13 protein-coding genes are annotated in these 12,844 nt (G+C 37.0%); 9 read left to right on the top strand and 4 right to left on the bottom strand.

The features are described 5' to 3' along the window. Window positions 1–98 precede the first annotated feature (98 nt). A complete protein-coding gene (locus tag L654_RS0104505) occupies window positions 99–731 on the bottom strand; it encodes a hypothetical protein (RefSeq protein WP_024607406.1) in 633 nt (210 codons plus the stop codon). Between the two features lie 264 nt (window positions 732–995). Further along, window positions 996–2,357: a glutathione-disulfide reductase gene (gene gorA, locus L654_RS0104500; protein WP_024607405.1), complete on the bottom strand. Its 1,362-nt coding sequence runs from the start codon at window positions 2,355–2,357 to the stop codon at window positions 996–998. Window positions 2,358–2,435: 78 nt separating this feature from the next. Here gorA and L654_RS0104495 point away from each other — a divergent pair, with 78 nt between their 5' ends. The 9 genes from L654_RS0104495 to L654_RS0104465 all read left to right on the top strand — a co-directional run bounded on the left by L654_RS0104495 (window position 2,436) and on the right by L654_RS0104465 (window position 11,076). Beyond that, window positions 2,436–3,110 carry a DUF2461 domain-containing protein gene (locus L654_RS0104495; protein ID WP_024607404.1) on the top strand — a complete coding sequence of 225 codons (675 nt, stop codon included), beginning with the start codon at window positions 2,436–2,438 and terminating at the stop codon, window positions 3,108–3,110. 86 nt (window positions 3,111–3,196) lie between these two features. Beyond that, the gene (gene prlC, locus L654_RS0104490; RefSeq protein WP_024607403.1) at window positions 3,197–5,236 is read left to right on the top strand and encodes an oligopeptidase A; all 2,040 of its coding nucleotides are present in this window, start codon (window positions 3,197–3,199) and stop codon (window positions 5,234–5,236) included. Between the two features lie 139 nt (window positions 5,237–5,375). Then, complete coding sequence (locus L654_RS0104485; RefSeq protein WP_024607402.1) at window positions 5,376–6,554, top strand: response regulator; 1,179 nt, start codon at window positions 5,376–5,378, stop codon at window positions 6,552–6,554. Between the two features lie 57 nt (window positions 6,555–6,611). Next, window positions 6,612–7,367, top strand: coding sequence for a class I SAM-dependent methyltransferase (locus tag L654_RS0104480; RefSeq protein ID WP_010554084.1), 756 nt, complete (start codon window positions 6,612–6,614; stop codon window positions 7,365–7,367). A 244-nt stretch (window positions 7,368–7,611) separates the two neighbouring features. Further along, on the top strand, window positions 7,612–8,241 hold the full coding sequence (locus L654_RS0104475; protein ID WP_024607401.1) for a TnsA endonuclease N-terminal domain-containing protein: 630 nt from the start codon (window positions 7,612–7,614) through the stop codon (window positions 8,239–8,241). Then, entirely contained in the window at window positions 8,238–8,396 is a 159-nt protein-coding gene (locus L654_RS1000000128130) for a hypothetical protein (RefSeq protein WP_225305711.1), read from the top strand. The genes L654_RS0104475 and L654_RS1000000128130 overlap by 4 nt, the downstream gene beginning before the upstream one ends. 182 nt (window positions 8,397–8,578) lie before the next feature. Further along, window positions 8,579–9,076 carry a hypothetical protein gene (locus tag L654_RS1000000128125; protein ID WP_225305710.1) on the top strand — a complete coding sequence of 166 codons (498 nt, stop codon included), beginning with the start codon at window positions 8,579–8,581 and terminating at the stop codon, window positions 9,074–9,076. A 195-nt stretch (window positions 9,077–9,271) separates the two neighbouring features. Continuing rightward, window positions 9,272–10,078 (top strand): Mu transposase C-terminal domain-containing protein, encoded by an 807-nt coding sequence (locus tag L654_RS1000000128120; RefSeq protein WP_225305709.1) that lies wholly within the window; start codon window positions 9,272–9,274, stop codon window positions 10,076–10,078. After that, window positions 10,075–11,076 carry a TniB family NTP-binding protein gene (locus tag L654_RS0104465; protein WP_024607400.1) on the top strand — a complete coding sequence of 334 codons (1,002 nt, stop codon included), beginning with the start codon at window positions 10,075–10,077 and terminating at the stop codon, window positions 11,074–11,076. The genes L654_RS1000000128120 and L654_RS0104465 overlap by 4 nt, the downstream gene beginning before the upstream one ends. A 300-nt stretch (window positions 11,077–11,376) precedes the next feature. Here the strand turns inward: L654_RS0104465 and L654_RS0104460 are convergent, their stop codons facing one another. Together L654_RS0104460 and L654_RS1000000127215 are read right to left on the bottom strand one after the other, a co-directional pair. Then, window positions 11,377–12,666, bottom strand: a complete 1,290-nt coding sequence (locus tag L654_RS0104460) for a hypothetical protein (RefSeq protein ID WP_024607399.1) — start codon at window positions 12,664–12,666, stop codon at window positions 11,377–11,379. Further along, a partial coding sequence (locus tag L654_RS1000000127215) for an integrase core domain-containing protein (protein ID WP_024607460.1) occupies window positions 12,614–12,844 on the bottom strand: 231 nt, incomplete at its 5' end. The genes L654_RS0104460 and L654_RS1000000127215, both read right to left, overlap by 53 nt.

Here is a 12,844-nt window from a genome sequence, read left to right as displayed (position 1 = left end):
ATTAAACGCGAGTTGATAAAAACAGGCTCAGTATATTGATTTATTAAACCAATTAGCAAATTTAGTGCAAAAAAGTAACCAATAAAAATGGAGCGACGCTATTGAGTTACTTCATCAGTGCAATGTTTGTGATTTTTAGCCATTCTTTTTCGGCATATGAGTACAAGCTCAATGGCTGAAATAAAGATTAGAGTATAGCCAAGCGTTTCTATACCCTCTTCAACAATGTTTTTTACTGCACGTACGTAGTCATCGCCCATTACTGAATGCCAAAATGCGCCTTTGCCCATCATTCGCGAAAATGCGAGTAAAGTAACCATGCCTGATAAGCAAATACCATAACTAGGAGTGAGGCTATAGGCTTTTAAAGAGTTAAAAATACTTCCTCTCTTTGTTATTAAATAAACAAACACGCCAGCTAAAATTGAATAGACGATACTTTGCCAAGCGCCATCAAAAAAGTATAAGTCGAGGTAGGTATCAAACTCTCTTACAAACATCATTGCCGATAACGCAGCAAGTAATACTGCCGGTATTTTGAGTTGAAAGTTAATTCGCGAAGCATAGAAAAACAAAATACAGCTTAAAAAAGTTAAAACATCTTGCATATGTTCAGTAAGAGTTTCTTCACTGTAAAGTGCATACTGTTTTAATTCAAAACCTTCAAGTTGAATTAAATGAGCAACACCCGCTAGGCATAATAAATAAATAAAAGATCGCAGTAAAAACATAAATAACCAAGAGAAACTATAAATGCGCGAGATTCTAATTGTAAAAATGCCTTAAAGCCAAAACAAAATTTAAACTTTTAATATTTTTATCGGACTAATATTTTTGCTGTTAAAATAATGACTTAGATATTTATTTAATGTTGAATGGATGTTTTTAATGTGACGTTTTAAGTAGTTTGTTGTGCAAAATATAACAAGCATTAAAAAGCCCTTACTAATTACTTAACAAGGGCTTTTTATAATTGAGCGCTTAGAGTTTAGCGCCTAGCGCATAGTTACAAATTCTTCCGAGCCTGTCGGGTGAATAGCCACAACGGCATCAAAATCAGCTTTAGTTGCGCCCATTTTCATGGCAACGGCAAAACCTTGAATCATTTCATCAACCGCAAAACCAATACCATGTAGGCCAACTACTTTTTCGTCTGGGCCGGCACATACAAGTTTCATTTTACAAGGCTGGCGATGTTTAGTTACCGCTGTGTACATAGCCGTAAAACCAGATTGGTAAATTTTAACGTTTTCTTCGCCGTACTGAGAAATAGCTTCTTGCTCAGTTAAACCAATAGTACCAATAGGTGGATGACTAAATACAACAGTAGGGACTAAGCTGTAATCCATTTTTAAATCATCTGGTAGTTCTTTATTAAATAAACGCTCTGATAAAGTACGCCCTGCTTTAACTGCTACAGGCGTAAGTTCAATACCGTTTTCGATAATATCACCAACAGCATAAACGTTTTTAGCTGTGGTATTTTGAAACTCATCAACTTTAACAAAACCATCGCTGTTAACTTCTACGCCGGCAGCAGCGACATTAATTGCGTCTGTTGTTGGCTGGCGGCCAATGGCCCAAATTACTTGGTCAACATTATGAGTTTTGCCGTTATCTAAATGTAGCGTTACAGAGCCATCATCTTCTTTTACCAATTTATTTGGTACAGAGTGAGTATGTAAAGTAGGGCCTTCGGCGGCCATTACTTCAACAAGCGTATCTACAATATATGGGTCAAAACTACGAAGTGGGGCATGCTTACGTACAAATAAATGTGTCTCAGTACCTAAACCATGTAATACACCAGCAAGCTCAACGGCTATGTAGCCTGCGCCTATTACTGCAACGCGTTTAGGTTGCTCTTTTAATTCAAAAAAGCCGTTTGAATCAATGCCGTGCTCAGCACCTTCAATATGCGGAATGCTTGGGCGGCCGCCTACTGCAATTAATATATGGTCGGCTGTGTAGTGCTCGCCGTTTACTTCAACTGTTTTATTATCTACAAATTTAGCAAAGCCTTTAATTACAGTCACGCCATTGCTAGCAAGGCCACTGTCATAACCTTTATGAATTCGGCCAATGTAGGCTTCACGGCTTTCTACTAGTTTGCTCCAATCAAAGCCTTTTACTTCAACATTAAAGCCGTAATCTGGGGCATATAAATTAATTGCTTCAGCAACCTGAGCACCGTGCCACATTACTTTTTTAGGTACGCAGCCTACGTTTACACACGTGCCGCCCATGTGTTTTGCTTCTATAAGTGCTACTTTAGCGCCACGCATTGCCGCTCTATTTGCAGAGGCAATACCACCACTGCCACCACCGATTGCAATATAATCAAAGTGTTGTGTCATTTTATGTCCTTAGGCGTTGAGTTTTATGCGCATTAGCATAACATTAAGTTTTAAAAATAAAGAGTGTTTAGGTGACCTATGTTTAGTAAAAAAACATTCGAATTTCTTGCTCAGCTTGATAAAAACAATAATAGAGACTGGTTTAACGACCATAAATCACAGTATGAGGAATACGTAAGAGAGCCCGCTTTAGATTTCATTAGGCAAATGCAAGCACCACTTGCTGAGGTTTCTAGCCATTTTGTCGCATCAGATAAAAAAGTGGGCGGTAGTTTAATGAGAATCCATAAAGACGCGCGTTTTAGTAAAGATAAAACCCCATATAAAATTAATGTAGGGATTCAATTTCGCCATTTTATGGGAAAAGACGTACACGCCCCGGGTTTTTACTTTCACTTAGCAAATGACGAATGTTTTGTAGGTGCTGGTATTTGGCGACCAGAATCAAAGGCGCTTAACGCAATTAGAACCTGCATAGATGAAAACCCAAATAGCTATAAAAAAGCAATTTATGATGAGCAATTTAAATCTATATTTGAAATGTCAGGAGAATCGCTAAAACGCCCGCCAAGAGGTTTTGAAAAAGAGCATCCCTTAATAGATGAGCTCAAACGAAAAGACTTTATAGCCATTAGCCCACTTACTCAAAAGCAAATATGCAGTAATAACCTAGTTGATACGGTATTAGAGCGTTATAAAGTGGCCGACTCATTAATGGGTTATTTGTGTTTTGCTCTGGAGCAACCTTATTAAAATTAAACAACTTAAAAGCAGTTGAGTTGTTTTTTTACTTTTAGACCCAATTTAAAATGTAATGCATTAACGCAAAGAGAGTATTTATGAGCAACCCATTAATTGGCCTTGAAGGCTTACCACCATTTTCAAAAATAAAGCCGGAGTACGTAGTACCAGCACTAAAAGACGGTATCGAGCTTTGTCGTAAAGCCATTGATGACGTGTTAGCTAAAGGCTCGTATACGTGGGATGACTTAGTATTACCCCTTGAAGAAGCCGACGATAAATTATCGCGTATGTTCTCCCCTGTATCGCATTTAAATTCAGTAATGAATAACGACGAATTACGCGAAGCTTACGAGCAGTGCTTACCGTTAATATCTGAATATTCAACATTTGTAGGTCAGCATCAAGGTTTATACAACGCGTATAATACGCTTTATAACAGTGACGAATTTAAAACGCTGACTACAGCACAACAAAAAACAATTACTAATGCGCTACGTGATTTTAAATTATCGGGTATTGCTCTGGCGGCAGAACAGCAAACACGTTACGGCGAAATTAGCGCGCGTTTATCAGAGCTTGCCTCAAAATTTGGTAACAACGTAATGGATGCCACACTTGCTTGGCACAAACATATTACTGATGAGAGTGATTTAGCAGGCTTGCCAGAATCTGCTTTAGCACTTGCAGCTGACACAGCAAAAAGTAAAGAATTAGATGGTTGGTTATTTACACTCGATTTTCCATCGTATTTACCAATAATGGCTTACGCAGATAACCGCGAATTACGCAAAGAAACTTACACCGCGTTTTCTACGCGCGCATCAGATCAAGGCCCTAACGCCGGTGAGTTTGATAACTCTGATATTATGAGCGAGGAGCTTGCGCTTCGCCATGAACTTGCACAGTTACTAGGGTTTAGCAGCTACGCTGAAAAGTCACTCGCGACTAAAATGGCCGAAACACCAGAACAAGTATTCTCATTTTTAGAAGACCTAGCAGCTAAATCAAAACCACAAGCAGAGCAAGAAGTGGCCGAGCTAAAAGCGTATGCTGAGCAAAAACACGGTATTTCTGAATTAGAAGCATGGGATTTTGGTTACTACAGCGAAAAGCTTAAGCAAGAAAAGTATGCAATTTCAGACGAAGTACTACGTCCTTACTTCCCAGCAAATAAAGTGCTTAGCGGCTTATTCGAAACCGTTAATCGCTTATTTGGTATTAGCGTAAAAGAAGTTACTGACTTTGATACTTATCACAAAGATGTACGCTTTTTTGAAATTGTAGATAGTAGCAATACTCTACGCGGACGTTTTTATCTCGATTTATATGCACGCGACCACAAACGTGGCGGCGCGTGGATGGATGACTGTATGGGTCGTAAAGTACGCGCTAACGGCGAACTACAAACTCCAGTGGCTTATTTAGTGTGTAACTTTAATAAGGCGGTTGGCGATAAACCGGCACTGTTTACTCATGACGAAGTAACTACTTTATTTCATGAGTTTGGTCATGGTATTCACCACATGCTTACACAAGTTGATGCCGCGCCAGTGGCTGGCATTAATGGTGTAGCGTGGGATGCGGTAGAGCTTCCTAGTCAGTTTTTAGAAAATTGGTGTTATGACGAAGAAGCCCTGAGCTTTATTTCAGGTCATTATGAAACGGGTGAGCCGTTACCTAAAGAGTTACTTGATAAATTACTAGCGGCTAAAAACTATAACTCAGGCGTACAAATGCTACGTCAAATTGAGTTTTCGTTATTCGATTTTAAAATCCATAACGATTACAAAGTGGGTGAGCAATGCCAAATTCAAGCAGTACTAAACGATGTACGTAGCCGCACATCAATCGTTAAACCGCCTGAGTTTAACCGTTTTCAAAATGGTTTTAGCCATATTTTTGCCGGTGGTTATAGTGCAGGTTACTACTCGTATAAATGGGCTGAAGTACTTTCTGCTGATGCATTTTCTAAATTTGAAGAAGAAGGTATTTTTAACGCTGAAACAGGGCAAGCCTTCATGCAAAATATTTTAGAAAAAGGCGGTAGCGAAGAGCCAATGGAATTATTTAAAAAGTTCCGTGGTCGTGAGCCAAATGTCGACGCGTTACTACGCCATAGCGGTATTGCTGTTTAAAAATTAATATTTAGCACAAACCAAATTAAAGCGCCTATATGGCGCTTTTTTATTATTTTAAAATTATTATCTAATAATTTTTAGTAATTTCATCCTACCGTACTATGCTTTTAGCACACCTAATAAAATGGACTAAGGCATGGCAAAGTTGGTATTGGCAATTGATGACGACAAGTATGTTCATCATATAATTGAAGAGTCTTTAGCAGGGTTTTGTAAAATAATTCATGCAAAAGATGGCGATGAAGGATTAAGGCTAACCAATAAATACAACCCAGATATTATTTTACTCGATATTGAAATGCCAGGTATGTCAGGTTATGACGTATGTAAAACTATAAAGCAGAGTCAAAATACTCAGGATATTCCCGTTATGTTTCTCTCATCCAAAATAGAGCTGAGCGATCGGGTAAAAGGTTATAGCGTCGGCGCATCTGATTACATTACAAAACCTTTTAACGCAGAAGAGTTAATAGCGCGAATAAAGGTACTTTACGAATATAGGCAAAAATGCGCAAAACTAAAATTGGATATAGTAAAAGCGAATAAAACAGCTGAAATAGCAATGACAGAGTCGGGCGATATGGGGCGTATAATGCGCTACGTTGGACAAAGTTATCACGCTAATAACTTTCAATCGTTGAGTGAATACTTTTTTACTTTTTTTGCTCCTTTAAATTTAGATGTTGTGGTGGTGTTTTGGTATCAAGGGAAAGGTATTTTTTACAGCCAGCAAAGTGGTGTTTGCCCGTTAGAGCAAGAGCTGCTTGAGCAACATCGACATGCTCAACGATTTGTTGATATTGGTAGCAGTACTATTATTAATTATCCCAAAGTATCCCTTTTGATAAAAAATATGCCTGTTGATAACGATGCTTTGTACGGGCGCTATAAAGATCTTTTCCCGCATATATTAGAAGTGACCAACGAGAAGGTTGTTACCATGGAAAGAAGCGAAAGCAGTTATGAGCAGGCAGCTCAAATAAGTACAGCCCTTCAAGACATTGTTAAGCAGTTAACTACTCAAAATATAGAGCAAAACAAAAGTACTAAAGAGTTTATAGAGCAGCTACATGAACTTGACTGCGCTATTAAGATACAACAAACACAAGCAAATCCTGCGGATCTCACTTTATATATATCTCAATTGGATCAAACAATGCAGTTATTTGTATCGGCTAATAGTGATTTAGCCTTTATCAAATATCAGCTTAAGCAAGTTGCCGAAAGCCGCAATGAACTTATATCTAATTTACGTACTAAAGCGGAAGCCGCAAAGGTCAATACGAATCATCATAGTGATATAGAGCTATTTTAGTGCTTTAAAGTAAAGCGGTTGATATACTACAGGCGTATTTTATCGTCGGAGTTTATTGTGGTTATTCAGTGTGCTTTTAAAGAGTTACGCCCTTATTTAAATGAATTAGAAACACGCTTTGGTTTAGCCCAATGGGCGCAAAATTGCAGTGGCTTTAGCTTACATTACGATGATAAAGGGTTAAGTCTATTTAAAACCGACGAGCCTAAACTAGGTGCAATTAACGTTGATTTTGTAACCGGTGCTGCCGCCCATAGGCGTAAGTTTGGCGGTGGTAAAGGGCAAGCAATTGCCAAAGCGGTGGGTTTAAATAAAGGCGCAACGCCTGTTGTACTTGATGCTACCGCTGGTTTAGGGCGAGATGGTTTTGTACTTGCCTCGCTAGGGTGCAAAGTTATATTACATGAACGTCACCCGGTTGTAGCTGCACTTTTATACGATGGGTTAAAGCGAGCCTATAGCGATATTGAAATTGGTTTGTGGATGAAAGAAAACATGAGCCTAATATTTGGCTCAAGCCATACTTTGCTCTCTCAATGCGAAAGCATGCCCGATGTTGTTTATTTAGATCCCATGTTCCCGCATCGCGAAAAATCAGCATTAGTAAAAAAAGAAATGCGCGTATTTCAAGAGCTTGTTGGTGCAGACAACGACGCTGACGACCTACTTGATTTTGCCTACCCACTTGCCAGTAAGCGCGTCGTTGTAAAACGCCCCGATTACGCCCCATTCTTAAACGAAAAAACCCCAAGTATGCAAATCAAAACCAAAAAGAACCGTTTTGATGTCTATGTAAAAGCGGCAATGGTTTAAGCATCAAAACAAATCGGCGTTATATCCCTAGAACTTATGTCGCTGAAACCATACTTTGACATAATACAAGCATACTGTGACATAATTAAACCATACTTTGACATAAAACTTACTTAAGAAAATGCAGGGAAAATAAATTTATTTACTATCATGAACTTATATTTTTATTTAAGCATAGTGTGACATAACCATTTTTTATTTGTATATTATGTATACAATGATAATAAAAATACTGGTTTAGCGCATGTATATACGTAACTTAAGAAAACCTTCCCCTAATAAGAATGTATTCAAATTTGCTAGCACTAAAGTTGGCAATGTAATTATGTGTGAAAGTACATTAGAGTTTAATGCTTGTTTTCATAATGAATATAACGATTTAATCGAAAGCTATGGTAGTCAACCAGAGGGTTTTAAGTATGAGTTCATGGGTAAAAGCTTGCCTTATACCCCTGACACGGTAGTCGTATACAAAGATAAATGTGTAAAATATCATGAGTATAAGTATGAAACAGAAACAGCTGAGCCTTTATTTAGAGAAAGGTTCTCTGCAAAAAGAGCCGCTTGTCTAAAAATGGGCGTTCAGTTGATTTTAGTAACTGAAAACCAGATTACAAAAGGACTTGCTTTGAATAACTTTAAGCTATTGCATCGATACTCGGGTGTTTACGGTATTAAAAATATTCAGAGTGAAATGCTTAATTTTATTAATAAATCAGGAGCAATAAACTTAGTTGATGTAAAATCTCAATTTAATTTGTCAATTGGTGAAGCACGGTCTTTTTTATATGCATTGCTTCATAAAGGTTTGTTGAAAGCAGATTTAGAGGATGATGATCTAAGTAATAACCCAACATTATGGGTTACACCATGACAGATTTTTTCGATGAATTTAATGAATCATTAGCGCCACTCAAACCGCAAACACCTACACGATATGTCAAATTAGATGACGCTAACTTAATCAAACGTGATTTGGATACTTTTTCAGATACTTTAAAAACGAAGCGCTACAAAGATATAAACTAATTATCTCTATAGATAAAAAGCTTTCAGCTGGGTGGACCCAGCGAAATTTAGATCCTATTTTAGATGAGATTTTTAAAGAGGATGAGCAAGCTCGGCCAAATTGGCGCACTATTGCTCGCTGGCGTAAAAAGTACCTTGAAAGTAATGGAGACCTAGCGTCTCTTGTGGTTAAGAACCATAGAATGGGTAACCGAATCAAGCGTATAGAAGGCGATGAAAGTTTTTTTGATAAAGCATTAGAGCGTTTTTTAGATGCTAAAAGGCCTACTATAGCCACTGCATACCTGTATTATAAAGACCTTATTATTATTGAGAATGAGAGTATTGTTGAAGGCAAGATTCCAATCATATCCTACAATGCTTTTAATAAAAGAATCAAAGCCATCCCTCCATATGCGGTTGCGGTCGCAAGGCATGGTAAGTTTAAAGCAGATCAATGGTTTGCTTACTGTGCTGCTCATGTACCCCCTACAAGAATATTAGAGCGTGTAGAGATTGATCATACCCCACTTGATTTAATTCTACTTGATGATGAGTTACTTATCCCTATAGGGAGACCTTATTTAACATTACTTATTGATGTATTTAGTGGTTGCGTTCTTGGTTTTCATCTTAGTTATAAATCTCCTTCGTATGTATCTGCGGCTAAGGCTATTGCTCATGCGATTAAGCCAAAGTAACTTGATTCTCTGAATATACAACTACAAAATGATTGGCCTTGCTTTGGTAAATTTGAAAATTTAGTAGTAGATAATGGTGCTGAGTTTTGGTCAAAAAACTTAGAGCATGCTTGTCAGTCAGCAGGAATCAACATTCAATATAGCCCTGTACGCAAGCCTTGGCTCAAACCATTTATAGAGCGTTTTTTTGGAGTGATGAACCAATATTTCTTGCCGGAAGTTCCAGGTAAAACATTTTCAAATATATTAGAAAAAGAAGAATACAAACCTGAGAAAGATGCAATTATGCGTTTCTCAACTTTTGTTGAAGAATTTCACCGCTGGATTGTAGACGTATACCACCAAGATAGTAATTCACGTGAAACTCGTATCCCAATTAAGCGATGGCAACAAGGGTTTGACGTTTATCCTCCTTTAACTATGAGTGAAGAAGATGAGGCGCGTTTTACTATGCTAATGCGCATCTCAGACTCAAGAAAGTTAACTAGAAACGGTATAAAATTTCAAGAATTAATGTATGACTCGACTGCTTTAGCTGATTATCGTAAATATCATCCGCAAACAAAAGAAACTTTAAAAAAATTGATTAAAGTTGACCCTGATGATATTTCAAAAATTTATGTTTACTTAGAAGAACTGGAAAGCTACCTAGAAGTACCGTGTACAGATCCTACCGGTTATACGGATGGGTTAAGTATTTATGAGCATAAAACAATAAAAAAAGTTAACAGAGAAACCATCAGGGAATCTAAAAATAGTTTGGGTTTGGCTAAAGCTCGTATGGCTATACATGAGCGAGTAAAACAAGAGCAAGAGGTTTTTATTGCATCAAAAACTAAAGCTAAGATAACGGCCGTTAAAAAGCAGGCTCAAATAGCTGATGTAAGTAATACAGGAAAGGGTACCATTAAGGTCTCTGAAGAAAGTGCAGCCCCTGTGCACAAAAATATTAGTAACGATGCTTTCGATGATTGGGATGATGACTTAGAGGCATTTGAATGAATGCCTTAACAGAAATAAAGATAGAACAGTTACGCAACTTTAGCGATTGCATCGTTATGCACCCACAAATTAAAGCAATTTTTAATGACTTTGATGAATTAAGATTAAACCGTAAATTCCAATCAGATCAGCAATGTATGCTTTTAATTGGTGATACAGGAGTTGGAAAAAGCCACACCATTAATCACTACAAAAAAAGAGTTCTAGCTACTCAGAATTATAGTCGAAACACTATGCCAGTCCTAATAAGTCGTATATCAAGAGGTAAAGGCTTAGATGCAACTTTAATCCAAATGCTGGCAGATCTGGAGCTATTCGGAAGTAGCCAAATGAAAAAGCGAGGCTACAAAACAGAGCTTACTAAAAAGCTTGTAGAAAGCTTAATTAAAGCCCAAGTTGAGTTACTCATCATTAACGAGTTTCAGGAGTTAATAGAGTTTAAAAGTGTACAAGAACGACAACAAATCGCAAATGGGTTAAAGTTTATTAGTGAAGAAGCCAAAGTGCCAATAGTACTGGTTGGTATGCCTTGGGCTGCAAAAATAGCTGAAGAACCACAATGGGCTTCTCGCTTAGTTAGAAAAAGAAAACTTGAATACTTTAGCTTAAAGAACGACAGCAAGTACTTTCGCCAATATTTAATGGGCCTAGCGAAGCAAATGCCATTTGATGAGCCACCTAAGCTTGAAAGTAAACATACTACAATGGCGCTATTTGCTGCATGCAGAGGGGAAAATAGAGCTCTTAAACATCTACTGATGGAGACTTTAAAATTAGCACTAAGTTGTAATGAGTACCTTGAAAATAAACACCTTATTACAGCTTATGGCAAGTTTGATTTTTTTAATGACAAAGAGTCACTAAAGTTAAAAAATCCCTTTAAACAAGATATTAAAGATATTAAAATTTATGAGGTAATTAAAAACTCATCGTATAACCCAAATGCATTGGACCCTGAGGATACGCTCATAGGTCGAGAGTTTTCGATAGTAAAGTAAGCAGGCCTTAATTATGGGAGAGTAATAAAGATATTCCTACTCAAATCACATAATCAAAACTAACTTTTAGGGCTTATCTTTTTATTGAGTAACAGTTATCGAAACCAAAGTTCATTCACTTTATCTTAAACCGTGTTTTCACGACAACCCCCCTAGATAGAAGCCTGATGTGTTAGTAGCGCACATTCGGACCTGTTCGAGGGATCATTAATACTCATTTCTACCGCGGTTATCAAAGGCACAAAAAATGAGTTTTATAAGCCGAGGTAGCTATATCTATAACGTATAAAATTTCTCAATTTAATGTATAACTTTATCAAGGTTTACTTCTTTAATCAGCTTATCAAGTACTTCAAAAGTACTATTTAGATCATCTTTATAAAAAGCAATATAGTTAACTGAAACAACTTCTCTATCAAGATATGATTGCGCTGTTTCTTTTACCGTACTCCCGTACTTTCCCCAATATTTAGCAAGCATATTTTTATCTAGTACACTAGTAAGGCTATCTAAAGTTGGAACATAGCCTTTATCGGTTTGTTCGGTAAAGTAACTATCACTAAAATTAGAAAGACAATAGTCTAAAAAATAGATAGGGTTTTTTGCATTTTTTTCGGGGTTAAAGCAGATATCAAAAAGATATCTATTCATTAAAACTGAGATATTATGATTATCATATTCTCCACTCTCATCGTAGTATCCACAACCAATACCAGCTCTGCTTGAAGCTGCTTTATTACTTAGCTGGTAAATTACGAAAGACTTAATTGATGTCTTAGCCTCATTTATATCCCTATTTGTTTCCATTTTAGTCTTAAATCTTATTTCTTTAAATCTTCTATCACCTAAAAACATTTCTTTCGGTGTTTCATCAAGAATACATAAAAAGTTTTTTTGTTTATCAATATACTCCAATTTGAATAACGTAAAGATAGCTTGAGAGATTTTTCTCATTTCTAATATCTCTAATTTATCAACAGCACCCGTAGTTTCAGCATTAGGATCTTGGTCTAGAATTAGAGCATCATATAAGTTAAAGATTTGTCCACCCCTAGCGATTGAACATAGTAGCCTAAATAGCATAAGATCCTTCCAACCTATAGCTCCTCTCTCTTGGATAATTAAAGACCGGATTATTGATAGGTGGTTGTTTTTTTTACCAAAAATTAGTTGAGCAATTTTTTGATTGCAAGCTTTAGTGTTTTGCCGACGTCCATCTGACAGTTTCGCCCAATTCGCTTTTGCTAATATAAGAATTATAGAGTGTATTGATCTATGTCTTAAACCTTGTCCGTTGTCTGAAAGCGATGGGTAGTTAGGTAATTCTTGAATAATCGCCTTTATTGCTTCACAGGCAGTTTTTTCATCTAATTGGCGAGCTTTGCTTATAAGCATGCTCCAAAATTGTTCATGTGTATCTATCGAGTCAAAGTCATCTGAAGCTAAGATTAATCTTATGTCGGCTCCTCCTAGAACTCTATTAATCGCTGTATTGTAAAATGAAAATGTTTTTTGAATCTCAGGCTTAGTGTAGTGGTCAATAAAATTTGGCCACAGTTTTAGAGTCTTTGTATCTAATCTCAGATTCATTTGGCGCTAAACCAGCATTATAATGATGCGGTCTAACATTGTTGTAATATCCGTTGATATAATCACTCACACTATATTTAGCGTCTATAAAATTCCCATATCCAACCTTTGGCATCCATTCTGTTTTAAAGCTTCTAAAAAATCGCTCCATTGGCGCATTATCCCAACAATTTCCGCG

The sequence above is a fragment of the Pseudoalteromonas sp. TAB23 genome, assembly GCF_000498075.1.
Lineage (GTDB): Bacteria > Pseudomonadota > Gammaproteobacteria > Enterobacterales > Alteromonadaceae > Pseudoalteromonas > Pseudoalteromonas arctica.
This window is presented reverse-complemented; position numbering and strand designations above follow the sequence as displayed.

Coding starts and splice junctions, on each gene's coding strand:
- L654_RS0104460 (WP_024607399.1), bottom strand. CDS start 12,666: ATGAATCTGAGATTAGATACAAAGACTCTAAAACTGTGGCCAAATTTT.
- L654_RS1000000128130 (WP_225305711.1), top strand. CDS start 8,238: ATGACAGATTTTTTCGATGAATTTAATGAATCATTAGCGCCACTCAAA.
- L654_RS0104495 (WP_024607404.1), top strand. CDS start 2,436: ATGTTTAGTAAAAAAACATTCGAATTTCTTGCTCAGCTTGATAAAAAC.
- L654_RS0104485 (WP_024607402.1), top strand. CDS start 5,376: ATGGCAAAGTTGGTATTGGCAATTGATGACGACAAGTATGTTCATCAT.
- gorA (WP_024607405.1), bottom strand. CDS start 2,357: ATGACACAACACTTTGATTATATTGCAATCGGTGGTGGCAGTGGTGGT.
- L654_RS0104475 (WP_024607401.1), top strand. CDS start 7,612: ATGTATATACGTAACTTAAGAAAACCTTCCCCTAATAAGAATGTATTC.
- L654_RS1000000128125 (WP_225305710.1), top strand. CDS start 8,579: ATGGGTAACCGAATCAAGCGTATAGAAGGCGATGAAAGTTTTTTTGAT.
- L654_RS0104465 (WP_024607400.1), top strand. CDS start 10,075: ATGAATGCCTTAACAGAAATAAAGATAGAACAGTTACGCAACTTTAGC.
- L654_RS0104505 (WP_024607406.1), bottom strand. CDS start 731: ATGTTTTTACTGCGATCTTTTATTTATTTATTATGCCTAGCGGGTGTT.
- L654_RS1000000128120 (WP_225305709.1), top strand. CDS start 9,272: ATGAACCAATATTTCTTGCCGGAAGTTCCAGGTAAAACATTTTCAAAT.
- prlC (WP_024607403.1), top strand. CDS start 3,197: ATGAGCAACCCATTAATTGGCCTTGAAGGCTTACCACCATTTTCAAAA.